At 58.4% G+C, this 24,519-nt stretch carries 20 protein-coding genes, 1 rRNA gene and 3 pseudogenes; 15 read left to right on the top strand and 9 right to left on the bottom strand.

From position 1 onward, the window contains the following. Positions 1-2: 2 nt before the first annotated feature. Together rrf and ACZYSM_RS25970 are read left to right on the top strand one after the other, a co-directional pair. A 5S ribosomal RNA gene (rrf, locus tag ACZYSM_RS25975) occupies positions 3-118 on the top strand. Between the two features lie 267 nt (positions 119-385). Next, positions 386-637: pseudogene (locus ACZYSM_RS25970) on the top strand (chemotaxis protein); the annotation flags it as partial. Positions 638-698: 61 nt separating this feature from the next. On the opposite strand, the gene ACZYSM_RS25965 reads toward ACZYSM_RS25970, so the two are convergent. The 6 genes from ACZYSM_RS25965 to ACZYSM_RS25940 form a co-directional block, all read right to left on the bottom strand. Beyond that, positions 699-1,166 (bottom strand): SRPBCC family protein, encoded by a 468-nt coding sequence (locus ACZYSM_RS25965; protein ID WP_489076009.1) that lies wholly within the window; start codon positions 1,164-1,166, stop codon positions 699-701. Positions 1,167-1,198: 32 nt separating this feature from the next. Then, positions 1,199-4,660, bottom strand: coding sequence for a non-ribosomal peptide synthetase (locus ACZYSM_RS25960; protein WP_489076007.1), 3,462 nt, complete (start codon positions 4,658-4,660; stop codon positions 1,199-1,201). Positions 4,661-4,674: 14 nt separating this feature from the next. Continuing rightward, a complete protein-coding gene (locus ACZYSM_RS25955) occupies positions 4,675-5,604 on the bottom strand; it encodes a diiron oxygenase (protein ID WP_489076005.1) in 930 nt (309 codons plus the stop codon). Continuing rightward, positions 5,601-6,377 (bottom strand): DUF3050 domain-containing protein, encoded by a 777-nt coding sequence (locus ACZYSM_RS25950; RefSeq protein WP_489076003.1) that lies wholly within the window; start codon positions 6,375-6,377, stop codon positions 5,601-5,603. Before ACZYSM_RS25950 ends, ACZYSM_RS25955 begins: the two co-directional genes overlap by 4 nt. 781 nt (positions 6,378-7,158) lie before the next feature. Continuing rightward, on the bottom strand, positions 7,159-7,782 hold the full coding sequence (locus tag ACZYSM_RS25945) for a thioesterase II family protein (protein ID WP_489076001.1): 624 nt from the start codon (positions 7,780-7,782) through the stop codon (positions 7,159-7,161). Positions 7,783-7,799: 17 nt separating this feature from the next. Further along, complete coding sequence (locus tag ACZYSM_RS25940) at positions 7,800-8,510, bottom strand: GntR family transcriptional regulator (RefSeq protein WP_489075999.1); 711 nt, start codon at positions 8,508-8,510, stop codon at positions 7,800-7,802. 358 nt (positions 8,511-8,868) lie between these two features. Between ACZYSM_RS25940 and ACZYSM_RS25935 the strand changes: the two are divergent. After that, positions 8,869-9,189 (top strand): annotated as a pseudogene (locus ACZYSM_RS25935) (hypothetical protein); the annotation flags it as partial. Then, a pseudogene (locus ACZYSM_RS25930) lies at positions 9,165-9,521 on the top strand (beta-barrel domain-containing protein); the annotation flags it as partial. The pseudogenes ACZYSM_RS25935 and ACZYSM_RS25930, both read left to right, overlap by 25 nt. 64 nt (positions 9,522-9,585) lie before the next feature. Here ACZYSM_RS25930 and ACZYSM_RS25925 read toward each other — a convergent pair. After that, complete coding sequence (locus tag ACZYSM_RS25925) at positions 9,586-9,741, bottom strand: hypothetical protein (protein ID WP_489075997.1); 156 nt, start codon at positions 9,739-9,741, stop codon at positions 9,586-9,588. 197 nt (positions 9,742-9,938) lie between these two features. Here ACZYSM_RS25925 and ACZYSM_RS25920 point away from each other — a divergent pair, with 197 nt between their 5' ends. Beyond that, positions 9,939-11,615 carry a glycosyltransferase family 39 protein gene (locus tag ACZYSM_RS25920; RefSeq protein WP_489075995.1) on the top strand — a complete coding sequence of 559 codons (1,677 nt, stop codon included), beginning with the start codon at positions 9,939-9,941 and terminating at the stop codon, positions 11,613-11,615. On the opposite strand, the gene ACZYSM_RS25915 is transcribed toward ACZYSM_RS25920, so the two are convergent. Beyond that, positions 11,554-12,312, bottom strand: a complete 759-nt coding sequence (locus ACZYSM_RS25915) for a slipin family protein (protein WP_489075993.1) — start codon at positions 12,310-12,312, stop codon at positions 11,554-11,556. The two genes, ACZYSM_RS25920 and ACZYSM_RS25915, sit on opposite strands and share 62 nt — an antisense overlap. Before the next feature lie 2 nt (positions 12,313-12,314). Next, positions 12,315-13,685, bottom strand: a complete 1,371-nt coding sequence (locus ACZYSM_RS25910; RefSeq protein WP_489075991.1) for an NfeD family protein — start codon at positions 13,683-13,685, stop codon at positions 12,315-12,317. A 234-nt stretch (positions 13,686-13,919) separates the two neighbouring features. Here ACZYSM_RS25910 and ACZYSM_RS25905 point away from each other — a divergent pair, with 234 nt between their 5' ends. From ACZYSM_RS25905 to ACZYSM_RS25860, 10 genes are all read left to right on the top strand, one after another. After that, on the top strand, positions 13,920-14,384 hold the full coding sequence (locus ACZYSM_RS25905; protein WP_489075989.1) for an aminoacyl-tRNA deacylase: 465 nt from the start codon (positions 13,920-13,922) through the stop codon (positions 14,382-14,384). A gap of 138 nt (positions 14,385-14,522) precedes the next feature. Next, the gene (locus tag ACZYSM_RS25900; protein WP_489075987.1) at positions 14,523-14,768 is read left to right on the top strand and encodes a DUF2789 domain-containing protein; all 246 of its coding nucleotides are present in this window, start codon (positions 14,523-14,525) and stop codon (positions 14,766-14,768) included. Positions 14,769-14,869: 101 nt separating this feature from the next. Beyond that, positions 14,870-16,339: a Fic family protein gene (locus ACZYSM_RS25895; protein WP_489075985.1), complete on the top strand. Its 1,470-nt coding sequence runs from the start codon at positions 14,870-14,872 to the stop codon at positions 16,337-16,339. Positions 16,340-16,734: 395 nt separating this feature from the next. Beyond that, positions 16,735-17,163 (top strand): MarR family winged helix-turn-helix transcriptional regulator, encoded by a 429-nt coding sequence (locus ACZYSM_RS25890; protein WP_489075983.1) that lies wholly within the window; start codon positions 16,735-16,737, stop codon positions 17,161-17,163. After that, the gene (locus ACZYSM_RS25885; RefSeq protein ID WP_489075981.1) at positions 17,160-19,247 is read left to right on the top strand and encodes an FUSC family protein; all 2,088 of its coding nucleotides are present in this window, start codon (positions 17,160-17,162) and stop codon (positions 19,245-19,247) included. The genes ACZYSM_RS25890 and ACZYSM_RS25885 overlap by 4 nt, the downstream gene beginning before the upstream one ends. Beyond that, complete coding sequence (locus ACZYSM_RS25880) at positions 19,244-19,453, top strand: DUF1656 domain-containing protein (RefSeq protein WP_419119102.1); 210 nt, start codon at positions 19,244-19,246, stop codon at positions 19,451-19,453. The genes ACZYSM_RS25885 and ACZYSM_RS25880 overlap by 4 nt, the downstream gene beginning before the upstream one ends. Continuing rightward, the gene (locus ACZYSM_RS25875) at positions 19,450-20,340 is read left to right on the top strand and encodes an efflux RND transporter periplasmic adaptor subunit (RefSeq protein ID WP_489075978.1); all 891 of its coding nucleotides are present in this window, start codon (positions 19,450-19,452) and stop codon (positions 20,338-20,340) included. Before ACZYSM_RS25880 ends, ACZYSM_RS25875 begins: the two co-directional genes overlap by 4 nt. Then, entirely contained in the window at positions 20,337-21,785 is a 1,449-nt protein-coding gene (locus ACZYSM_RS25870; protein WP_489075976.1) for an efflux transporter outer membrane subunit, read from the top strand. The genes ACZYSM_RS25875 and ACZYSM_RS25870 overlap by 4 nt, the downstream gene beginning before the upstream one ends. A 93-nt stretch (positions 21,786-21,878) precedes the next feature. Beyond that, positions 21,879-22,511 (top strand): NADH:ubiquinone oxidoreductase subunit N, encoded by a 633-nt coding sequence (locus ACZYSM_RS25865; RefSeq protein WP_489075974.1) that lies wholly within the window; start codon positions 21,879-21,881, stop codon positions 22,509-22,511. 329 nt (positions 22,512-22,840) lie between these two features. Next, positions 22,841-24,352 carry a YdgA family protein gene (locus tag ACZYSM_RS25860; RefSeq protein ID WP_489075972.1) on the top strand — a complete coding sequence of 504 codons (1,512 nt, stop codon included), beginning with the start codon at positions 22,841-22,843 and terminating at the stop codon, positions 24,350-24,352. Positions 24,353-24,519: the final 167 nt, after the last annotated feature.

Below are 24,519 nucleotides of genomic sequence, written 5' to 3'. Positions count from 1 at the left end.
TTCTTGACGACCATAGAGCATTGGAACCACCTGATCCCATCCCGAACTCAGCAGTGAAACGATGCATCGCCGATGGTAGTGTGGGGTTTCCCCATGTGAGAGTAGGTCATCGTCAAGATTAAATTCCAAAACCCCTGTCTGCGTGAGCAGACAGGGGTTTTGTTTTTGTGTTGCCGAAACCCAGAATGTACCTGAGACCTTAAGGCCAGGACTGCAATGTCCGGCTGGCTTCGATTGGATCATCAATACACTCGAAGCTCTCAGCTACCAATCACCTTGGCAACAATGATCCAGCTCAAAAGACCCTACCGGCTTTGGACCAGTAGAGGCCAGCCATATGAGGCTTGGTGATCGGTCCCGCAGCTCACCATGATTTTGCCGTGGAAGTGTCGAAGTGGCGAACCAGGCCGATGCCCGTTTGGTCCGCGTGACTCAACGCATCACCGAAATCGACGGCATGAACCAGTCGGTGGCGGCGGCGAGGGAAGAGCAGACCGCGGTGGTGAAAACCCTCAACTAGATCAACCTTCTGAATCAGCGGGGCGTGGTCAACCTCAACGAAACCTCGAAGGATTGCGATGCCTTGTCGCTGCAGGCCAACCGCCTGAAGCAATTGGTCGACAGCTTCAAGATTTGATCGCTGCTTGAAGAAAAAAGAAGCCCGTTGCGGGGACACCCCGCAGCGGGCTTTTTCATGTTCAGGCAAACAGTTCGAGCACGTTGTTCATCGAGTCATCGGCAAAGCCCTGAACGAAGTCCTTGAAGCCTGGCAATGCGTCGGCGCCGCCTTGAGCCGGTTCGGCGATGATGGTCCAGGTCGCCCGGGATTTGCTCTCACCCAGCGGCTCGACGGTCATGGCGGCCCACAGGTTGGCGACACCCAGGGTGTTGTAGATCGTCGTCCAGGTCATGCTCAGTGCCTGATTGTCCCGTGAGTTGAGTTGCTCGACTACCAGATTGCCGTCCTTGAAGAACTTCTTGCGCAGCGAGGTCACGCCTTCACCGGTCATCTCTATGTGCGACAACGCGGGAATGAATTTATCAAAGCCGGCGAAGTTGCCGACGACTTCCCACACACATGATGCGTCGGCAGGAACCTCGACCGAGGACACAACGTGGCAGCCATGAGGGTTTTTGATCAGGGTGTCGGGTTGCAGAGTAGTCATGGTGTGCTCCAGTTTGGTTGGGGTTTGATGAATCAGATGAAGTCGATTTCTTTCAGGTAGTCGCAGCCCTTGCGCAGCAGCGCGGGGGATTTTTGCGGGTAGTGCTCGCCCATCAACCGGACGCCGGCCTGGGCGTTATCGTGGCCGATCATCGAAATGTCGCCGATGTCTTCCTCGAATCCGTTGAGATAAAAACCCAGTACGCCGAACAGCGCGTTTTCGCTATCGACCCGACCCAGTTGCTGTTGCCAGTCGGCGACGCTGACCATGCGGAACTCGCGGCCGGCCTCGCGAAAGGACGCCACATACGCGTCCCAGCTCAGCGGCTCGGGGTTGTGCAGGTTGAACACCGCCTGTTCGGGTTGGTAACGGCTGGCGTGAAAGGCGATGAAACGGGCGAGAAAATCCACCGGCATCAAGTCGAAGTTCAGGGCGAACTCCGGCACCTGGCCCAGTTGAATCGAGCCCTTGAGCATCAGCATCAGGCGGTTTTTGTGGGGTTGGCAAACGCCCGTGAGGCTGTTGAAACTGATGTTGCCGGGCCGATAGAGATTGACCCGAACCCCGCGCTCGCGAGCGCGCTCAAGAATTCGTTCGCCGACCCATTTGGACAAGTTGTAGCCGTTCTTGATGTAGATCGGAGGCGTCTGCGCGGCAGGCTGTTCGAGGACCCGGCCATCGGCGTCGATGGTGCTGGAGGCCGAGAGTGTGGAGACAAAATTGAAGACCTTCTTGCTGCGCCCTTCGCACAATCGCAGGCATTCGAAAATCGGCTCGACGTTGTCCCGTGCCAGCGACTCATAGTCCATGACGTGATTGACGTTGGCCGCGTTGTGCACCAAAGCGCCGAACTCCCGGTCGAGCCGTTCGTAAACCTCGGGCACAAGCCCCAACTCGGGTCGGGTGATATCCGCTGCGTAAACCCGCACCCGGCTCAAATCCAGATGCTCCAGACGGTTCTCGCGTAAGGAGTGGGTAAAACGCTCGGCGGCCGTTTGCTCGGCACCATCACGCACCAGGCACGCCACTTCGGTCGCGCCCCAGGCCAGCAGCGCTTCAACGATGTGCACGCCGACAAAGCTGTTGGCTCCGGTGACGATGACCTTGTGTACATCACCCATCCGGCTGATCGGCAAGGGCTGCACATCCAGTTCGCGGAAGGCGTCGGCCATGGCCTTTTTGCTGAGCACCTCTTCGGTGCCGCTGCCTCTGACCAGCGTCGCCAGCTTGGCGATGGTCGGCACTTCTATGAACCGATTTATCGAAATACTGCGCCCGAATTGTTCGCGCAACCGCAGAAGCATCCGCGACAAGAGGATCGAATGGCCGCCGAGATTGAAGAAGCTTTCGTCGGTGGAAATATCGCTGGCTGGTAACTCCAGAAGCTCGGCCCAAAGTTCTAGCAGCTGCGCTTCGTCGGCTGTTTCGGGCAATCGTCGCTGATGGTTTTCAAGGAAGCTTACCGGCAGTTCCAGCAGGGCTTTGCGGTCTACTTTGCCGTTGCTGGCGTAGGGCATGCTCGCCAGTTCGGTCCAGGCGGCCGGCTGCATGTAGTCCGGTAGAAACTGCACTGCGTGTGCTTTCAACGCCTTGCGGGCGCTGCCCGGCTGGTCTTCCTGGGGTTGGGCGAGGAAGGCCAGAATCCGTCGATTGCTATCGATGACCACCGCAGTCTGACGGAACAACTGGCTGTCGCGCAGGCAGCGTTCGATCTCTTCTGGCTCGACCCGGAAGCCGCGAATTTTCACCTGATTATCTCGCCGCCCGCAGAGCTCAATCCCATCGGCAGTCCACTTCGCCATATCGCCGGTGCGGTAGGCGCGCAGGCTTTGGCCGTCGGGCAATGGTAAATACAGGTAGCGTTCGGCGGTCTGCTGCGGGTTGTTTAAATAGCCCAGGCATACCCCGGGGCCGACGATGTACAGCTCGCCAACGGTCTGCTCGGAAACGGGCTGGAAGTCTTCATCGAGAATCAGCACCTGGCTGTTGGCAATCGGCGAGCCCAGGGTCCGGTTGTTGTCGCCGGCCTGGAGTTGCCGCGTGGTAATCAGCACCGTGGCTTCTGTCGGGCCGTAGAGGTTGTACAGCCGGCATTGCTGCGTCAGACGCTCGATCACGTAGGGTTCGCAGACGTCGCCGCCGGTCATCACATGGTCGAGCCCCAGCGGCTGGTCGAGGGGCAGAATGCTCAGCAATGCTGGCGGCAGGAATCCATGGCTGAGCTGCTGACGGCGGATCAACTCCACTAGTTGCAGCGGGTCGCGACGTTCGTCGTCACTGGGGACGATCAATTCGGCGCCCTGGATCAGCGTCGGGAAGATATCGATCAGCGAAGAGTCGAAGCTCAGGGACGAAAACTGCAAAACCCTGCTGCGTTCGGTCAGCTGTACATAGGCGGCGTACCAAGCGGTGAAGTGGGCCAGATTGCGCTGGCTGAGCAAGACCCCTTTGGGATGGCCAGTGGTACCCGAGGTGTACAGCGCCATACAGGGCGCGTCGCTGTCAGGGCGTCGATGCATCAACGGTCGCGAGAGATCCAGGTTGCAGGCGTCGATGCCGCTGATGTCCAGCCCGGGCATCTCGGCGCTGAGCGCATGCTGACCATCGTGAAGCAATAGTATCGCACCAGCATTTTCCAGGATGTACTGCTGGCGTTGCAGTGGATGGCCTGGCTCGAGTGGCAGATACACCGCGCCGCTGCCGAGAATTGCCAGAATGCCCGCGTAAAGGGCGCTGGATTTCGGCAGGCATATGCCCACCACCCACGGCCCATTGACCGCCTCGTATTGCTCGAGCAGCGGCAGCAGTCGCTGTTGGATCGCTCGGCTTTGAGCGTACAAGTCGCCATAGCTGATGGACGTGCCGGCAATGTTCAGCGCTGGCCGGTTGGTGAGTCCACTGAGGCTCTGTTCGAGCCTTTCGATCATTGGGGTTTGTGCGAGTTGCAACAGGTCCGGTTGGCTGGTGAGGTTGAACCGATGCTCGTAGGCCAATCGCTCCAACGCCAACAGATTTTCCGGATGCCCGTTGCGGCCAGGTTTGACCGGCGCGGCTTGCAGAAAATACTCGGCATCCCTGGAGAAGCGACTGACCAGAACGGCAACATTCTCCACCAACTCGGCAACTACCTTGATGCGTAGCGCCTGGCCGTTGCCTGACGGTTCATCTGCCGCCGGCAATCGGGTAATCAGACGCTGCGCGGTGCCAGAGCCAAACCAGCAGAGTACTTCGAGTTGCGGCAATCCCGATTCGCTCAGCGGTCCCACACCCAGCCGTAAGCTCAGCTGCGCACAATCGCCTAAGTCGCGCAGACGTTGTGCCGAGATCGCCAGACTGCCGTCGTCGATCAGCAGGTCGACAGCGCTCACCGGTTGTTCGTTCAGGGCCCGATCATCCATCAGGCGGGCGAGTGAGTGGCCATGTTGTTCCAGTTCCAGGGCCAGGTCGTTCAAGGCCTGGCTCTGGCCTATGAGCAGAATGTCGAGACGTCTCATGATGTTCTCCTCGGTTAGACCAAATAGGCGCTCAGGGCGTCCTGCACGCACGGCGAATCCAGCAACGAACTGCTGCGGAAAAACCGCACGATGTTGGCGACCAGTGGGTGGTGGCGATTGATCGGGAAGGCCAGGCCGGAGATTTCGCTCTTCAGTGCCAGCCTTGCGGCGTCACTGATCTGCAAGTGTTCGATCAACTGAAAGTCGAAGGCTTTCTGGATGTCGTTGGTCAGGTAATGGGTGATGAACACCGGCAGGATGTGCGCAATGCGTTGGCGATCGGCTTCGGTTGCGCCATGCCAGTAGATCCGCACCAACCGTGCCCAAAAACTGGAGTGGCGGCCTTCGTCCAGCAGGTGGTCGGCCATCAGTCCCTTGATCGATTGCTTGACCGTGTCGTCCTTGGCGAACGCTGCGACATCGTTGGTCACGGTGTTCTCGGCAATCGCCACGCAGATCAGCTCCACGGCGGCGCGCAGGTGTTCCGGAGCCAGCGCCAATGCCGCCGGAATCGCTCGGCTCAGCTCGATTTCACGCGGCAGTTCTATCGGCGTGATACCGGTCATGGCGATGGTCTGTTGCATGAAATCCATCGCTACCAACGCGTGGTAGTCCTCATCCACCACCACGGTCATGGCGTCATACCGACAGGCGAATGGGAAGGACACCGCGAAGCGATTTTTGGCAATGCTGCGCGCGGTTTTGTCGACGATCTCGGTTTCGAAAATCACCACATCGTTGATGAATTTGTAGAGCGTTTGCACCAGAGCAAAATCCCGTTGCTCGGGGCACTCGCGCAAAAAGGTTTCGCCCAGGACCAAGGGTTGGCGGCTCAGTGGATAGATCAGTTTGTCGTCGTTCTCGACCATGCGCCGTGGACGGGTGCGGATGGTTGCCCGGCCTTCCCAGGCCTCGGCGAAGGATTGGTAGTCGGCGGCGTTCATGCGCTCACCTCGGCGATCGTTTCACCCATGCTCAGACGCAAACCGTCCCACAATGCGATGCGGCTTTGCACGGCAGCGATCGCGGCGGTGTAAACGTCCTCTTCGCGCTGCGGATCGCCATTGACCAGGCGCGCTAGGAGTTTTTCCGCGGCTGGGCCGTGGTCTTCGGAATCGACCTCAATATGCCGTTCCAGGTAGTAGCGAAAGGTCGGAGCCTGTTCGAAGCCGATGCCCCAATCATCGAGGATGCGTTGGAACATCTGTGGGATGACGCTTTCGCGACCGTGCAAAAATGCTGCGGCGACACTGTGGCCCGGTGCATGCAGCGCCGTGTGCAGGGTGTGCCTGACGAAGTTCGCCGCGGCCGGGTCAACCTCCACACTTTGCAGAGCAGTTTCGTAGCTCACGCCTTCGCGTTGCAGCGCCACGAAGCGTTCGACGGCCACGGTGCTGGCGCCGACTTCGCGCATTGCATCCAGGTACAACTCGAAATGGCTGTAGTGACCGTGATCGACTCGATCATCTGACTCTTCGCCCAGGACAATCTCATTGATCAGTCGAGCCGCTTGAGGGTCTTGCGGCGGAAGCCATGGCAGCTGGACGCAGGTGAGTTCCTGTTGCAGGCGTTTGGTCAGCGACATGAAATCCCACACGGCGAACACATGGGTTTCCATAAAACGCTGGAGTATCGGGAGCGAGTTTATTTCTGAAAAAATCGGATGTGCGCTCAGTTCTGTTTTTTTTAGTTGAAGCAACTCTTTGTTTGTTTTCATGGTGTGGTCCCTAACTGGTGAACGTGTGTGGGCGGAAGACTAATGGCGTTTTTATAAATAACGACGAACGCGGTTAACTTTCTAAAGGGCAAGCAAGTGCATCAAGCAAAAGTTGATGGGGTTCTAAGGTTGAGGCTGATTATGCAAGACAAGGCCAGAGTTAATGGCCTTCTACACCGTGGTGTGTAGGCCTGGCTGTAGATTGCGATTCAGCTTCCGGTGCCAGTGATGCAGATCACGACGACATGAGTTGACTGGGCAAGTTTATGTCGGCTGAGAAAAATTAATACATGAGGAAAGTAGTGGGCAAGTGTTTTTTATATTATTTGTAAGTTGCAGTTTTTCGGGCGCGAAAAGTTACAATAAAACTAGGTAATCAAGTTTTATTGGGATGAAGTTGTTCCTTCCGGCTTAGTTAAGTCAGAATTAAAATAAATGAGTGAGTGCCTCACTCGGAACAACTTTCGGGTTGGCGAGTTGAAGTTATTTGAGGGTGTAGGAGGGTGTCCGGCCGTAGCCCGATTCTTCCCTTCCTGTGGCAAGCCTCCTTCTGTTAGTCCATTGCGCGAGGGCGGTGCAGGCAAATTTGCACGCCGCTCGTCCATTTTTAGTCGGCAAACTCAAGAGTGGGCCCAAATGGATGGCTCCGCTATCACTGGCGCATGGGTAGAGAGGGGGTTAAATGCTGGAAGTGGGAACTGGTGCTCAGCCTCTAGTGGCTGCAGAGGTCTGAAAGGACGGGCGTCACTGGATGGGTGCAGAGGAGGGGTTTGTAAGCAGATTATTCGCTGAGCAGTCCGAGATGAGTATTGATGATCTGCAAGAGACGTTGCCGCTGGGGCGTGATGAAGAGATGGTTGCCGGCCACCTCGATGAGTTCGAATTCGCGGTGGGTGAACTCACGCCAATTGACCATGCTTTCAGCCGGGGCCAGCGGGTCTTCACTGCCATAGATGGCGGTCAACGGCACGCTCAGGCTGCGGTCTGACGAAAGCAGTGAGTGCAAGAGTGGTGATACAGGCTGGCTACCAGGACTGCGGCAACCGGAAATGAACAGATGACGGGTCTGCCCCGGGCGCTGGGCTTCGCTCAGCCTGGCCAGTTCATAGGCCAGAATGGCGCCGAGTCCATGACCAAACAAGGCATGCGGCTCGGACAGGTAAGATTTGAGTGTCGCGAATGAGTCCGCGAGCAGTGGTGACCATTCAGGGTCGGGAGTTTCGTTTTGGCGTTCGCCATGGCCTGGAAGTGTGACGGTGAGCAATTCGATGTGATCATTCAGCCCTCCCGCCCAACTGCAGAACGGGTCGGAACCGTCCCCAGGCTGAGAGAAACAGATCAACCGGATGTCGGTGGGTTGATCTGAGTTGAACACCGTCAGCCACTTACTGTCTTGAGCGTGCACAGCCTTCCCCGCGCGCTTCACTTCGGAGTTTTCTTGCCCAGAGGATCAAGACTGTTCAGGTAGCGGGTAATGACCTCGACGCCTCGGTTGAGGTGATTTTCGAGTGTTTTTACACACTGCTCGATGTCCCGCTTTTCGGCTGTTCGAAGCAAGTGCCGATGGTCGTCCTGAGAGATTTTTCCCAGACCCATGGCCTCAAGGTTGAAACGCAGAAAACGCTCTTCTTCGATCAAACCGCTTTCCACCAGACTCAAGAGCCGGCGGTTGGTGGCCTTGCCGTACAGGGTCATGTGGAAAAGGCGGTTGAGCGTGCCAATTTCGGCGTAATCGGTTTCGGTCTCAAGGGTGTCGATGTAACGCGCGGCCAAGGCGAAATCATCGGCGTCAAGCAAGGGAATCGACAACCGCAGGGCTTCGGATTCCAGGAGGATGCGCAGGGCGTAAGTTTCTACGGCATCGCCCTCAACCAGAGGCGCGACGACGGCACCTTTGTGTGCGATAACATGCAGCAACGATTGTGCTTCGAGTTGTCGCAAGGCCTCACGCACCGGCATGCGACTCACCCCGAACAGATCGGCGAGGTCTTGCTGGCGAAGGGCTGTCCCGCACGGCAAGCGACCATCGAGGATGGCCGAGCGAAGGGTTTCCTCAATCACCGAGCGCGCGAGGTGGGCGGGTATCGGTCCGCTGACCGTAATACTGCTCAAAGGGTTCGGCTTTTGTGTCACGACGACGCTACCCTACTTCTGAAATGGGTGAGGTTGATTGGATCCAATGCACACTAGTGATTGCCTTAGTACTTGTCAAACCACCGGCCGTCCCTGAACCGCAGATTCTCGACGCTGAGAAGATTGCCAAGATCGCAGCCTGCGGCAGCTCCTACCCCGACCCCTTATACCTGTGGATTATCAGGTATACACAAATCCCGTAGGAGCTGCCGCAGGCTGCGATCTTATGGGGTCCATCCGTTGAACCTCTCTGATCACTCACTTAAGTTTAGCGCCGTGATTGCACGGTGCCATTGTCTTTTACCTATCGAACCTTCACCGTCAATCGATTTCCGCAGCCCCCCCCGGACTCCTCGCATTGGCGGTACGTTTAGCTCCCCCTCGGACCCTGCGCTGGCTTTGTTCAGCGGTGCTATTGGCCGGCGTTCTGCTGGGCAGTTTGCATGCCGATTGGGATTTCTCGCTGATCAGTCGTCGGGCTCAGGCGCTCTACGGGCCGCTGGGTGAAGGGGCGTAGCGGATCGATGCCTGGCAGCATTTGCTGGCCACGCAAAAGCAGGTCGGGGAGCTGGAACAGCTCAAAGTGGTCAACCTGTTCTTCAACAAACAAATACGCTACGAAGAAGACATCGACCTGTGGCATCAGGATGATTACTGGACGACACCCTGCTGGTGGAAGCGCGGATTCGTCCGCAAGACATTGCCTTCCTGCACCCAGGGCAAGAAGCCACGGTGAAATTCACCGCCTATGACTACACCCTCTATGGCGGCCTGAAAGCCAAGCTCGAGCAGATCGGTGCCGACACCATCACCGACGACGACAAGAAGACCACCTACTACGTGATCAAGCTGCGCACCGACCGCAGCCACCTGGGTACCGACGAAAAACCGCTGTTGATCATCCCTGGAATGGTCGCCTCGGTGGACATCATCACCGGCAAAAAAACCATCCTCAGCTACCTGCTCAAACCGATCATCCGCGCCCGGGCCGAGGCGTTGCACGAGCGGTGATCCACCCGTTCCCACGCTAGACCGTGTGGAGCCGAAAAGATCGCAACCTGCGGCAGTTCCGGATTTACGTACGGCCTCGTGCGCTAAGCGCTTCATGGAAATCGCTGACCTGACCCAGCCCTTTCACAGCGTGTGGGGGGTGGTTCGACACGTTGTTGCCGGTCGCGGTGACATTCTGGTCGCTGGAGAACTCGCCGATGACCCGGGCCTGTGCAATCATCCCGTTTCATTTATTCCACGGCCCGATCACGCCAGGGCGGAGCGGCGACGCTACCGGATGTTGTCTGCGTGCGATCGGTCGGGATCAGCGGTTTGCAGGGCGCAGACTGTGGGGCCCTGTCCTAGAGTTACAGGTGCTTCAGAGCCCATAGGGGAGAGTGGGCGGCTTCTATTTTTATGTGCAGTGCAGGGGGATGGATGGAGGTGTGCAGAGAAATAGGGCCTGGCGCCAAGCATGACGAACACTCAGTGATCAGTTGGAGTGAGGGAGCGCAGCGTCTGGCTCAATGGGGGCGTGAGCACTGGCTGTTGCCAATTCTGGCGCTGGCGGCACTCACGCGTTTTTATGATCTGACCGCTGCGGCGATCTGGGGCGATGAAGGCTCCAGCTTGCTGTTGAGCCAGTATTCGTTGGCCGGGATCTGGTTTCACGCTGCCCATGATGTGCATCCGCCGTTGTATTTTTGGCTCCTGCACTGTTGGATCGAGTTATTCGGCGACGGGATCTTTTCAATCCGCAGCCTGAGCGCGCTTCCGGGGATCGCCACGGTGGCTCTAGGCGTCTGGTTGGTGGGATTGATCGCCACGCGTCGAGCGGCAGTGTTGGCCGGGGTTCTGCTGGCCTTGCTGCCAACGGCTGTGCGCTATAGCCAGGAAGTGCGCATGTATTCGCTGTTGGGCGCCTTGTTAATCGGCGCGACCATCGCTCTGGTGTATTGGGTAAAACAACCACAGCGCTCGCGTTATCTGGTGATCTACGCGCTGTTGATGACGGCGGGTTTTTATACCCATTACTTCACCGCCCTCTGTGCGCTTTCCCACTGGCTGTATCTGCTGGCGATACGTCTGCAACCCGGCGCAGAGTCTCGGCACATTACCCGCCCCGGCTGGTGGCTCGCTAACGTGGCGATCGTTGTGATTTTTCTGCCCTGGATTCCGGGATTGATCGATCTGCTGCAGCACATGGACCAACTCAAAGCCAGCGGCGATGTTGGATGGGAGCAGCCCGTCACGTTTGCGTCGTTACCCTCGATGATTTGGCTGTTTTTGATCCAGGAGGAGGGGGACAGCCTGCCGTGGGCGATCTTCGCTTTATTGCCGCTGATGGTTCTGATTGTCTGCGCGATGACGGCCTGGCGTGATCGTACGCCGTACAGGTTTCATATTTTGCTGGTGATTTACAGCGTTCTTCCACTGCTGCTGGTGTTCGCGGTGTCGTTCATTTCGCCGATTTTTATCGAGCGTTACCTGACGGCTTACGCGCTGGGCCTGCCGATGGTGTTTGCGATTGCCATCGATCGGCTGCAAACGCGTTTTCGGGTGGTGGCGTTTGCCTTGCTCGCAGTGTTCGTGGGTACAGAACTGGTCGGGCTGAAAACCAACGCGACGGTCGACGTGAATGATCAGGTCAGCGTCATGGTCGATTTTGTGAACCAGCGCTATGTCGCAGGCGATCGCATCGTCATCAGCGACATGCTCTGGTACATGAGTTACGTCTACTACAACCGGACCGACGCTCAGCCGCTGCTCTACACGCCGCTGTTGCCCGACGGGGTTTCCAGTCGGCCAAATGCCTATGGTTTTGGCACGCTGGTGGATGAGGATGCCGACAAGATCTACCTCGACAACCTGACTGGGCTACCCACCGGGACGGGGCGGGTGTGGTTAATCAGTACCGGCGATCAGCCGGACGAATTCGCGCCGCTGCCTACCGCGTGGCACAAGACCAGCGAGTTCATGGCGGGGAACGCCAAAGCGCGGCTGTTCATCATGTGCGGGCGGCCTGGTGCGGGTTCTGCGCCTGACTGCACACTCACCCCTTCGATGACAAATCCGCCATACCCTTCAACAATTCGATCGGTAACGGAAAGATGATGGTCGAAGTCTTGTCACCGGCAATCGCACCCAGGGTCTGCATGTAGCGCAACTGCATTGCGCCAGGTTGACGGCCGAGCATTTCGGCGGCTTGCATGAGCTTTTCCGAGGCCTGTAATTCGCCTTCGGCGTGAATAACCTTGGCCCGTCGTTCACGTTCGGCTTCAGCCTGTTTGGCGATGGCGCGGATCATCGATTCGTTGAGGTCAACGTGCTTGATTTCGACGTTGGCCACTTTGATCCCCCAGGCATCGGTCTGGGCGTCGAGTACTTGCTGGACATCGGTGTTCAGGCGTTCGCGTTCGGCCAGCAGTTCGTCCAGTTCATGCTTGCCCAGCACTGCCCGCAAGGTGGTTTGCGCCAGTTGGCTGGTGGCCATGAGGAAGTCTTCAACCTGAATGATCGCCTTCTGCGGGTCGAGCACCCGGAAGTACAGCACCGCATTGACCTTCACCGAGACGTTATCGCGGGTGATCACATCTTGCGGCGGTACATCGAGCACCACGGTGCGCAGATCCACCCGGACCATTTGCTGAACCATCGGAATCAACAGAATCAACCCAGGGCCTTTGACCTGCCAGAAGCGTCCGAGCTGGAACACCACCCCGCGCTCGTATTCACGCAGGATACGAAAGGTTGACGCAGCCAGCAGAATCAACAGCGCCACTAGCGCGCCAAAACCCAATTCCAGACCCATGATCATTCTCCTCGCGGTGCAGCCTGCGCCGCAGTCACTTCCAGTAGCAGGCCCTTACGGGCGATCACCTGCACCCGTTGTCCGGGTCGCAGTGGCATCGGGCTCAGCACTTGCCAGTTTTCCCCTTGCAGCTGCACCCAGCCGTTGTAAGGGTTGCCGGGTTGCACGGCGGTCACTGGCGTGATGCTGCCCACCAGCCCGGCATCGCCGCTGACGATTTTTCGCCGTCGTGCCCTCATCGCCATGCTCGCCAGTGCCATGAACAGCGCGGCACTGACCACGGCCAGGCCAACGATCAAGGGCAGTGGAATGCCATAACCCGGCACATCGGTGTCCATCAGGATCACCGCGCCCACCACAAAAGAGGCAATCCCGCCGAAGCCGATCACCCCGAACGTCGGCAAAAAGGCTTCGGCCACCATGAACGCGACGCCCAGCAAAATCAGCGCTATCCCGGCGTAATTCACCGGCAACAACTGCAGGGCATACAACCCGAGCAACAGGCAGATCCCCCCCAGCACACCACTGACGCCGGAGCCTGGGCTCATGAATTCGAAAAACAGGCCATAGATGCCGATCATCATCAGAATCAACGCCACGCTGGGGTGGGCGATCACTGACAGTAATTGCGTGCGCCAGTCGGGGTCATGGTAGATCAGTGCGGCGCCGAAGGTGTGCAGTTGCACATTGTGCCCGGCGGCACTCAAGGTCTTGCCATCAAGCTGTTTGAGCAGACCGTTCAGGTCATCCGCCACGTAGTCGACCACCTTGAGCTTCAGTGCTTCCTGAGCCGACAGGCTGACGGCTTCACGCACCGCTTGCTCGGCCCAGTCAACGTTGCGCCCGCGCAATTGCGCCAGGCCACGGATATACGCGGCAGCGTCATTGATCTGTTTGTGGGTCAGGGTGTCCGTGGTGGCTTCGGGCTCTGGATTCTTGTCGGTACGTGGTGCCGCCGGCGGGTTTGGCTGCCCGGGTATGCCGCCGATTTGTACCGGCGTCGCAGCGCCAAGGTTGGTGCCCGGTGCCATGGCGGCGATGTGGCTGGCGTAGAGAATATAGGTCCCGGCGCTGGCAGCACGGGCGCCGCTGGGGGCGACGAAACTGGCCACCGGCACGGGGCTGGCGATGATCGCTTTGATGATCGCTCGCATCGAGGTGTCCAGCCCACCCGGCGTGTCGATGCCTAACACCACCAATTGCACGTGCTCATCGACCGCCTTGTTCAAGCCACGAACCACATAGTCGGCACTGGCCGGGCTGATCACATCGTTCACCGTCAGCACCATCACCGGATCCACAGCCCACACCTGCCCGGTCGGTAACCCGATCAGCAACCACAGCAACACCGCCTGCCATCCACGCTTGTTCATATGACCCACCCGGAGAGTCATGCACCTGCCGGCCATCATCCTGTCGTCGGCTCTGAAGTGGAGTTTAGTTGAGCAATGGACTGAGCGAATTCTGATCATTTACGTCAGCAAACCGGTCAGCAGTTTGTCGGGATAAGGGTGGTCGCTACCCGGTGCACGGCCTAGACTCTTAAGGGTGAATCAAGTTGTTTACCCACCGTCCGCAAGCAGTTGCTCTGGACACCGAGGTGCATCATGCGTATGGCAAGAACCGTGCATTTGAGCCTGGAACAGGCCAAATGCGATTATGACGTCGTGACTCATCCGCACTCGGCGAGCAGCCTGGAAACCGCCAGGGTGGCGGGCATCCCCGCTGAACGCGTGGCGAAATCAGTCATTCTCGACGACCACCATGGCCATTACCTGATGGCCGTCCTGCCCGCCAGCCGCCATCTGGACCTGAGCAAAGTCCGTGGCAGCGGCGAATGGCAAATCACCCGCGAAAGCACGCTGGCTCATCTGTTCAACGACTGCGAACGCGGGGCCGTGCCTGCACTGGGCGAATCCTATGGCATGGACATGGTCATCGACCCGATGCTGACCCGCCAGAAAGACATCTACGTCGAGGCCGGCAACCACAACAACCTTGTCCACTTGAGCATGGACGAGTACCTGAAAATGGTGCCCCATGCCGAAGTGTGTGAGGTGAGTCATTCATGATGATTGGCAGTGATTGTCGCACCACCTTCGCGGGCACCGCGTATTCCCTGTGGGAGCGAGGCTTGCCCGCGATTGACGGTGAAACAGTCGAAAAAAGACTTACAGCCAACTCAACGACTTAAAGCCCAGGAGTCCCCCATGGAATCACCTACCCACAGCCTCCCAGCCCTGTTCAAACAACTCGGCCTGCTCGACGACCCCGTCAGCATCGACGCTTTCATCGCCACCCACTCGCCGCTCAAACCCGAGCTGCACTTGGCCGATGCCTTCTTCTGGACCAAGAGCCAGGCGGAGTTTTTGCGGGACGAGATTCTGGATGACGCCGATTGGGCAGAGGTGGTGGATCAACTGGATGTACTGCTGAGGAAGGGGCGGGGGGTGTAAAAAAATCTGAGAGAAACAGGCAAAATGTAAAAAAAACTGGTGAGTAGTAAAAAAATCTGGGCTTTAATCGCCAAAGTGAATTTTTTCTGTGGACGCTCACCATGCCTGTTGTCGGATACGCCCACCTGCGTAATGCGCTAGGCCTTAAAGCCTTTGAGCCAAAACGCACAGCAATGATCAAGCCTGTTACCCGGATCACCTTGATCGGCGATTGCCTGGCCGTTCCGCAATCCGTTGCGCCTGCTCAGGACTCAATGCTGGAGCATATTCTGTTTGCCCTCAAACACGAAGGCATCAACCTTGGCATCCTCGCCCAAGCACTTGAAACAATTTCTGCTGAGCAATTGCTGAATGAATTGGCCAAAGCGCCCAATGGCGTCTTTATCCGCAAGGCTTGCTTCCTATGGGAAAACTTCACAAGACAACAACTCGACTATTCAACGCCGGTGCGCGGCAGCGTTGTCGCGTTATTCGATCCGCAGCTCTATGTAACTGGCCCAGCCGTTCGCAATAGCCGCTGGCGAATCGACTTCAACGGCCTTGGCTCCCTTCACTATTGCGCCACCGTGGAGCGGACCCCGGAACTCGAAACCTTACTCAGTCTCGACATCCTCAGCCGGGCCAAAGCCTTTATGGCGACTTTGCCCCCGGAAATGATGGACCGCGCCATCAATTGGGCCTACCTCCACGAAACCCGTGACTCCTTTGCTATCGAGAAGGAAGAGCCCAGCGAAGAAAAATCCCGACGCTTCGTTCAGTTGCTACGCCAAGCCCATGAAGGCCGCGAGCTGAGCGAAGACTATTTGGTCGAGTTGCAAAACAGTACCGTCTCCAACCCCTTCGACAAAGCCGTGCTATTTCGACACGAGCAAAATCATCTGCATAATGGTCTGCGAGGCGCAGCCGGTGTGAGCTATGTGCCACCCGCGCCAGACCTGTGCCGCGAGTTGATGCTAGAGCTGATGACCTTCGCCAATCAGGTCTCGCGACAAGTTGATCCATTGGTTGCCGCTGCTGTGACGGCCTTTGGTTTCGTCTTCCTTCATCCGTTCATGGATGGCAACGGCCGACTCTCCCGCTTTTTGATCCACCAGACGCTTTGCCATTCAGGGGCGCTTGAGAACGGGTTGCTCCTGCCCGTGTCAGTCGCAATGAAACACGAAGAACAAAGCTATCTGGCCGCCCTCAAAGACTTCTCCCAGCCTGTCCGCGAGTTCTGGAACGTCACCTGGCTGGACGCGGAAAAAATGGCCTGTGAGTTCATCGGCCACCCGTCGATCTACCGCTTCTGGGACGCCACTCGCTGCGTCGAATTTACCCTGCAAATGGCCCGTCGCGCCCTGGAAGTCGAACTACGCGAAGAAACCGAATTCCTCGACCGTTACGACCGTGTGATCAACGTGGTGAACCAACGCTTCGATGTGCGTGGCAGCGACCTGTCCAGGCTGGTGATGATGTGCCTGGACAACGAAGGCAAGGTCTCCAAGCATCGGCGCAAGCAGTTTCAATACAGAGTGCCGGAGGAGGTTTTTGAATTTATTGAGAAGGAGGCGGGGAAGGTGTTGATTTAGCTAAGTGCGAACGTAGCGCTGTGTACGAACGAGCTAAAAAACGCCAAGAAAAGTAAGCGGCCAGTCCGCATTGGCACCGACCTGCTGGAAACCCTCACCTCAGTCACCATCCGCGATATCGACGATCAGGATCTTTACCGCTTCATCAATGCCGCGTTTGTGTCGTTGCGTGATGGTTTGGACATGATGGAAGAAGTGCAGCATCGCTTGACCGCCCAAGCGTTGAAGGCGACCTGACGTTTACCGCTGATCGCTCCCACGCTCCCGCGTGGGAACGATCGCTTCACCAATTTGTATCAAAACTTGACTGAATTTATCCGTCAATGCAATATTGATAGTTAGCAAACTAACAGTGTGCGAGTTTCCCTTTGCCCAACAATCTCGACGCTCTCCAGATGAACATCAGCAGTGCCATGGTGGTCGCCGCGCGGCATTGGCGGCGGATCTGTCAGACCACGCTGGTCAACTATGGCATCTCCGAAGCCTGCGCCGTCCCGTTGCTGATGATCGGGCGCCTGGGTGAGGGTGTGCGGCAGGTGACGGTGGCGCAGGCGGCGGGGATGGAGAGTCCGTCTCTGGTACGTTTGCTCGATCAGCTGTGCAAATCCGGTTATGTCTGCCGCACTGAAGATGCCCATGATCGTCGTGCCAAATGTTTGAGCCTGACCCAGAGCGGTCGTGAATTGGTTCAGGCCGTCGAGGCAGAGCTGGTGCGCTTGCGCCGTGAGGTGCTCGAAGGTATCGATCCAGCGGATCTTGAGGCGGCGTTGCGGGTGATCCGCGCGTTTGAGTCGGCCACTCATTTACCGGTGGCAACTTCTTGAACGGATTTTTCAGCGGCATGCCGCCTGCACGGGATTGGTTTTACGGCGTGCGGACCTTCGCTGCGTCGATGATCGCGCTCTACATCGCCATGCTGATGCAGATGCCTCGCCCGTACTGGGCGATGGCCACGGTTTACATCGTTTCCAGCCCTTTCGTCGGCCCTACCAGTTCCAAGGCGTTGTACCGCGCCGTTGGTACCTTCTTGGGCGCGTCGGCGGCGGTGTTTTTCGTGCCGATGTTTGTGCAGACGCCGTTTCTGTTGGTCGTGGTGATTGCGCTGTGGACCGGCATTCTGCTGTTCCTTTCGTTGCACCTGCGCACCGCCAACAGCTATGCCTTGATGCTCGCCGGTTACACCTTGCCGTTGATCGCGTTGCCGGTGGTGGATAACCCGCTGGCGGTGTGGGATGTGGCCGAAGCGCGGACCGAGGAAATTTTTCTCGGCATCGTCTGCGCGGCGGTGATTGGCAGCATGTTCTGGCCGCGACGGCTGGCGCCGGTGTTCGTCGAGTCGGCGGGCAAGTGGTTTGCCGATGCGGCGATCTACAGCCAACGTTTTCTGGCCCGCACGGTGCAACCCGAGGAAGTCAGCGCCCTGCGTTCCTCGATGGTCGCAACCTTCAACAGCCTTGAACTGATGATCGGCCAGTTGCCCCACGAAGGCGCGCGGCCGCAAACGGTGCGCAATACCAAAGAGTTGCGTGGGCGGATGATTCACCTGCTGCCGGTGGTGGATGCGCTGGACGATGCCTTGTACGCGCTGGAGCGGCGCACGCCGGAGCTTGTGGATAAGTTCGCGCCGCTTTTGGTCGCCGCTAGTGAGTGGCTTGACAGCACTGCCAAAGACGCATCGGTCGAGCGCTGGCAGGCGTTGCGCAGTCAGCTCGAAGCCTTGCAACCGAGCTCTGATGCTCTGGACGACCGCCGTCAATTGCTGTTCTCCAACGCCCTGTACCGCCTTGGCGAGTGGATCGACTTGTGGCAAGACTGCCGCAGCTTGCAACAGGCGATTCACTGCGAAAGCCAGGATATCTGGCGCGCGGTCTATCGCCATTGGCGCTTGGGCCGGCTGACGCCGTTTCTCGACCGTGGGCTGATGCTGTATTCCGTGGCGTCGACCATTACCGCAATCATCGTTGCTTCGGTGCTGTGGATGCTGCTGGGCTGGACTGACGGCGGTAGCGCGGTGATTCTGGCGGCGGTGGCCTGCAGCTTTTTCGCCTCGATGGACGACCCGGCGCCGCAGATTTACCGGTTCTTTTTCTGGACCGCGATGTCGGTGCTGTTCGCCAGCCTTTACCTGTTTTTAATCCTGCCGAACCTACATGACTTCCCGATGCTGGTGCTGGCGTTCGCTGTGCCGTTCATCTGTGTGGGTACGCTCACCGTGCAGCCGCGTTTTTACCTCGGCATGCTGCTGACCATCGTCAACACCTCATCGTTCATCAGCATCCAGGGCGCTTACGACGCGGATTTCCTGAGTTTTGCCAACTCCAATCTGGCAGGTCCCATTGGGCTGCTGTTCGCGTTCGTCTGGACCCTGATCGCCCGCCCGTTCGGCTCGGAACTGGCGGCCAAACGCCTGACCCGCTTCAACTGGCGCGAAATTGTCAGCCTGACTGAACCGGCGACCCTGGCCGAGCACCGACACATGGGCGTGCAGGTGCTCGACCGGCTGATGCAGCATCTGCCACGACTGGCGATGACCGGTCAGGACACTGGCATCGCCCTGCGTGAAGTGCGGGTGGCGCTGAACCTGCTGGATCTGCTGGCCTACTTGCCGAGGGTGTCGGGCGTGCCGCAGGCCTTGCTGCGTCAAGTAGTGGCCGAGGTCGGCGAGTACTTCAAGGCGTGCCTGAAGGCTGATGAGCGTCTTCCCGCGCCGAGCCCATTGTTGATGACGCTTGATCGAACACGCCGAGCTCTGAACGGCCAAGGCGTTCAAGGCGATAATGAAACCCGTCTGCATTTGTTGCACGCATTGAGCGGTTTGCGCCTGGCATTGTTGCCGGGCGTTGAATTCATCGGCGCTGGCGACCTCGAAGAACCGCTTCCCCATGGCATCGATGGAGCGCCTTTATGATTGGTGATCTGGATATCAGCGGGGTGTTCCTGCCCACGCTGCTGGTGCTGATGGGCATTACGTATGTGTTGTACCTGGTGGTGCACGGGGTGCTGACGCGCTTGCACTTTTATCGTCTGGTCTGGCACCGGGCATTGTTCAACGTGGGTCTCTACGCTTTGTTGCTCGGCGCCGTGGACTCACTCAGTCGATACCTGATGACATGAAAAAACCTTTATTGACCATCGGTCGCGTGATTCTGACTCTGCTGGTGGTGACTTTCGCCTGCGTCGTGGTCTGGCGCATGGTGATGTATTACATGTTTGCGCCGTGGACGCGGGACGGGCATATCCGTGCCGACATCGTGCAGATCGCGCCGGACGTCTCGGGCCTGATCCAGCAAGTACAGGTGCGTGACAACCAATTGGTGGCGCGCGGTCAGGTGCTGTTCAGCATCGACCAGGACCGTTTCAAACTGGCCCTGCGCCAAGCCAAAGCCGCCGTCGCCGACCGTCAGGAAACCCTGGCTCAGGCCCAGCGCGAAGCCAAGCGTAATAGCGGTCTCGGCAACCTGGTGCCGCGTGAGCAACTGGAAGAAAGTCAGTCCCGGGTCGCCCGGGCTCAATCGGCGCTGGCCGAGGCGCAAGTGACGGTGGACAGCGCGCAGCTGAACCTCGACCGCTCGGTGATCCGCAGCCCGGTAGACGGCTACGTCAACGACCGGGCGCCGCGAGCCCAGGAGTTCGTCACGGCGGGCCGCCCCGTGTTGTCGGTGGTGGACAGCAATTCCTTCCATATCGACGGCTATTTCGAAGAGACCAAGCTCGACGGCATTCACGTCGGCCAAAGCGTCGATATTCGGGTCATCGGCGACAAGGCGCGGCTGCGCGGGCATGTCGAAAGCATCGTCGCCGGTATCGAAGACCGCGACCGCAGCAGCGGCTCGAACCTGCTGCCCAACGTCAACCCGGCCTTCAGCTGGGTGCGGCTGGCGCAACGGATTCCGGTGCGTATCGCCTTCGATGAAGTGCCGGAAGATTTCCGTATGATCGCCGGGCGTACCGCCACCGTTTCGATCATCGGTGACAAGCCCGAGCAGGAGCTTGCGCAATGAACACGGCCGCCCGTTTGGCAACCGTCGGGCTTGGCCTGCTGCTCTCGGCTTGTCAGGTCGTCGGGCCGGACTATCACCTGCCGGACAACGCCGCTGTGCATCGCGAAGACCTGCAAGGCGATCTGACCGGGCAGAGTAACAACGTGGTCTCGGCGCCGGTGCCGAGCGATTGGTGGCGGTTGTATCAGGACCCGCGACTGGATGAGCTAGTGCGTCAGGCCATGGCGTCCAATACCGATTTGCGCGTGGCGGCGGCCAGTCTGTCCCGGGCTCGCGCTCAGGTCGACGAGGCTCAGTCGGCTGGAGGCTGGAGCGGTGGGGTGAAGATGGGCGCTCAGCGCTTGCAGGAGTCCGGCGAGGCGTTTTTGCTGGCCGATAAAGTGCCGGTGGCCAACGTCGGCGATATCGGGATTACCACCTCCTATCAGTTCGACTTGTTCGGCACTTTGCAGCGCGGGATTGAAGCGGCCAAGGCCAACGCCGATGCCACCCAAGCCGCAGCGGACACTGCACGAATCACCTTGGTAGCTGACGTCGTAAGGGCTTACACCCAGGTTTGCGCCGCCAATGAAGAACGGCAAATCGCCGAGCATTCGCTGGACCTGCAAGCTCAAAGCACCACGCTCACTCAGCGCTTGCGAGACGCCGGGCGTGGTGACGAAACCCAGGTCACCCGTTCGCAAACCCAATTCAAATCCCTACGCGCTGAACTCCCTCGCTACGAGGCTGCACGTCAGGCCGGGCTGTTCCGTTTGTCGATGCTGCTGGCCAAACCCGTGGAGCAACTGCCCGCCGGCACCAGCACCTGCGCCGAGCTGCCGCACATTGCGCAATTATTACCGGTAGGTGACGGCGCGACGTTGCTCAAACGTCGGCCCGACGTGCGCCAAGCCGAACGTCGCTTGGCTGCTGCAACCGCCGGGATCGGCATCGCCACTGGCGAGCTGTACCCGGACATCAGCATCGGCGCGACCGTCGGTACGGTTGGTATTTTGGAAAACCTCGGTAAACCGGCGACCAACCGTTGGGGTTTTGGCCCGTTGTTGAGCTGGACCGTACCGTCCAACGGTTCCCGCGCGCGGATTCGTGAGGCCGAGGCGTCGACTCAGGGCGCGTTGGCGCATTTCGACGGGGTGGTGCTCAACGCCATCCGCGAAACCCAGACCGGCTTGGCGCAGTATTCCGCCCAGTTGCAGCGCCGTGATGCCCTGGCCGATGCCGAGCAGTCGGCGCAACTGGCGGCGGACCAGACGCACCGGTTCTTCCAGGCCGGTCGGGCGTCGTTCCTGGCTGACCTGCAGGCGACCCGGACCTACACCGACGTCCGCGCCCAGCTGGCGTCGGCCAACACTCAGGTTGCCATGAGCCAGATCGATTTGTTCCTGGCGCTGGGCGGTGGTTGGGAAAGCGGACGAACGCAAGGTTCTGAACACGCGAAACCCTGAGGCCGTTGCTATGCTTTGATTAGTTGTGTGGACGCGCGGCTGTTTGCGCCTGTCCACGGATCAAGGCTCGCGTTGGTCATGGGGATTCCATTAATGAAAAACCCTTATGCTCCCGGCTTCTGGTGCGCCATCGTTGCGGTGGTGTTGCTCTCTGCTACCTATTTCTACGGCATCATGCTGGCCCATCAGATCGACAAGGCGCTGCTTTTTCTCGACAGCGCCAGCGCACTGATCGCCGTGCTGTCGATCGTGGTCGTCGCCTGGGCTTCGTTTCAGGGTCAGAAGGTCAAGAAAAAACAGCTCGAACAAGGCAAAACCCTGGTGCTGATCTGGGACACCAAGGTTGCGCTGCGCCGGGTCGAAACGGTGTTTGATCGTTACTTCTGGGGCAGTTACTGGCAACCGGGGCGGACCTTCCAGGAAGTCATGGGTGAACTCACCGGCACGCCGCTGGAAAAAAGCCTCGAAGCCCTGAAACATCAATGCCTGGTCCTCGACAAGCAAATCGCCGACGGCCGGCACTGGCTAAACAACGCCCGCGAACTCTCCGATGTCGCCACTGCCATGGCCCGGGAACGCTATCAACTGGATTTCTGCGATCCGCGCTCGGAGTCACCGAGCGGAGCGGTGATCAATCGGGACTTTGAAGTGCTCGTCTACACCTGGACCGCAAGGCTAAAGAGCTTTGATCATCAGCTGGATGAGATTGAAGTTCAGTACTCCTGAGGGAATGGGGGCTCTAAAGATCGCAGCCTACGGCAGCTCCTACGCAAAACCTGTAGGAGCTGCCGTAGGCTGCGATCTTTTTGCGTTTTCCACGGGCTTACCGACTTGCGCGTCTCAAACATCCTCGGATCATAAATAAACGCATAACCCTCCAAAGAAGGCATTCCTACACGGGAGTGTGAGAGCGATCTTTGTTTCACATTCAATTTGGGTTGCCCCGTACGGAAAATGCTAATCTCCCAGCACTTTTAGCGGAGTCGAGCCGCAACCCGTCAAGGGTTCAGGGAAGACGACCACACTTTCAACAACGGACATTGATCGGGTCAAACATGAATAAATCAGCAGGCGTACTCTTAGGAATCGTTGTCGCGATAGGCGCAATCAGCGCCGGCGGCGCCTGGTACACCGGCACCAAGCTGGAAGGGGTGCTGCAAACCTCGATTTCCGATGCCAACAAAGAGCTGCAAACCGCAATGGTCGGCTCCAAAGGCACCGCCACCTTGGAATTGGTGTCGCTGGATCGCCAGTTGTTCAGCAGTACCGCGCACTACCGCTTCAAAGGTCAGGGCGAAATGTTCGGTGAGGCCCCTGAAGGTGTTGAATGGCTGTTCGTCGACCATATCGAACACGGCCCGTTGCCGTTCTCGCGCCTGATGTCGTTGAAGCTGTACCCGGTGATGGCGACCAGTCACTACGAGCTGGAGAAAACCCCGAACACCGAAAAATGGTTCGCCGCCACCAAGGATGTCTCTCCGCTCAAGGGCGTGGTCAACATGGGCTACGACCGTTCTACTGAAGGCGCGCTCGAACTGTTGCCGCTGGAGCTGGCGCTGGACGACAAGTCCAACCTGAAATTTTCCGGTATGAATGTCGATATTTCTGCCAGTGCCCAGGCGCAGAAGGTCAAAGCCCATGGCTACATGGACAGCCTCAACCTGTCGACGGTCGCTGAGGATCAGACTCCGGTTCAGATCGAGCTCAACGGTCTGACGCTGGCCAGTAATCTCACCAAGAGCAGCTACGGCTTTTATCTGGGCCAGAACACCCTCGAGTTGACCGGCGCCAAGACGACCTTTGGCGAGAAGCAATCGGTGCTGACCCTTAAAAACTCCGAAGTAAAAAGCTCCACGGAAGAGTCCGGCACGAGCCTGGCGGGTCGCGCCGACTACAAAATTGGCGAAATCGCCTACAACGGCAAGGCCGTCGGCACAGCCAATATGGCCTGGAGCATGAAGAACCTCGATGTCCTGGCTGCGATGTCGCTGATGCAGGTTTACCAGAATAAGGTGCAACCCTACGAGGCTGCTGCCTCCGCTGCGGCTGCCGCAGGTCAGCCGGCACCAGAGCTGAACCTGACCGAAGCCGAGGAGGCCCAGGTCAAGACTGATCTGGATAAACTGCTGGCCGCCAAACCGCAGATCGCCCTGGAAAACCTCTCGCTCAATACCGCCAACGGTGAAAGTCGTATGAGCCTGGTCGTCGATCTGACCAAGCCGCAATCGATGGACCTTCCGCCAATAGAAGTGGGCAAGCAGCTTGTTTCGCTATTGGATTTCAATCTGCTGCTATCCAAGCCGATGATCGCCGATGTGGCCAGTGTGCAGGCGCAGATGGGCGGTCAGACCGATGCCAAGACGATTGCCGACCAAGGGACCACGACCAGTGAAATGGTCGGCAGCATGGCGGTCGGGACTCAACTGGCGACACTGGACGGCAACAACATCGTGTCCAAACTGCATTACGCCAACAATCAGGTGGATTTCAATGGCCAGAAAATGACCGTCGAGCAGTTTATCGGCTTCGTGATGAATAAGTTGGGTGGCGCTGGCACCGTCCAGTAAGCCGTTTTCCGGATCAGCAATAGCTGTTTTAAGCACGCAAGTACGAACCGAACGCCCAGCCACCGCATCAGCGGATCGGCTGGGCGTTTTGCTTTGTGGGACGAATCTGAAGAAATGTGCGGATTTGTCTTTTGCCCAGTGTCGCCGTGGAAGACTGCTCGGCAGGA

Source organism: Pseudomonas sp. F220, from assembly GCF_057813935.1.
This window is presented reverse-complemented; position numbering and strand designations above follow the sequence as displayed.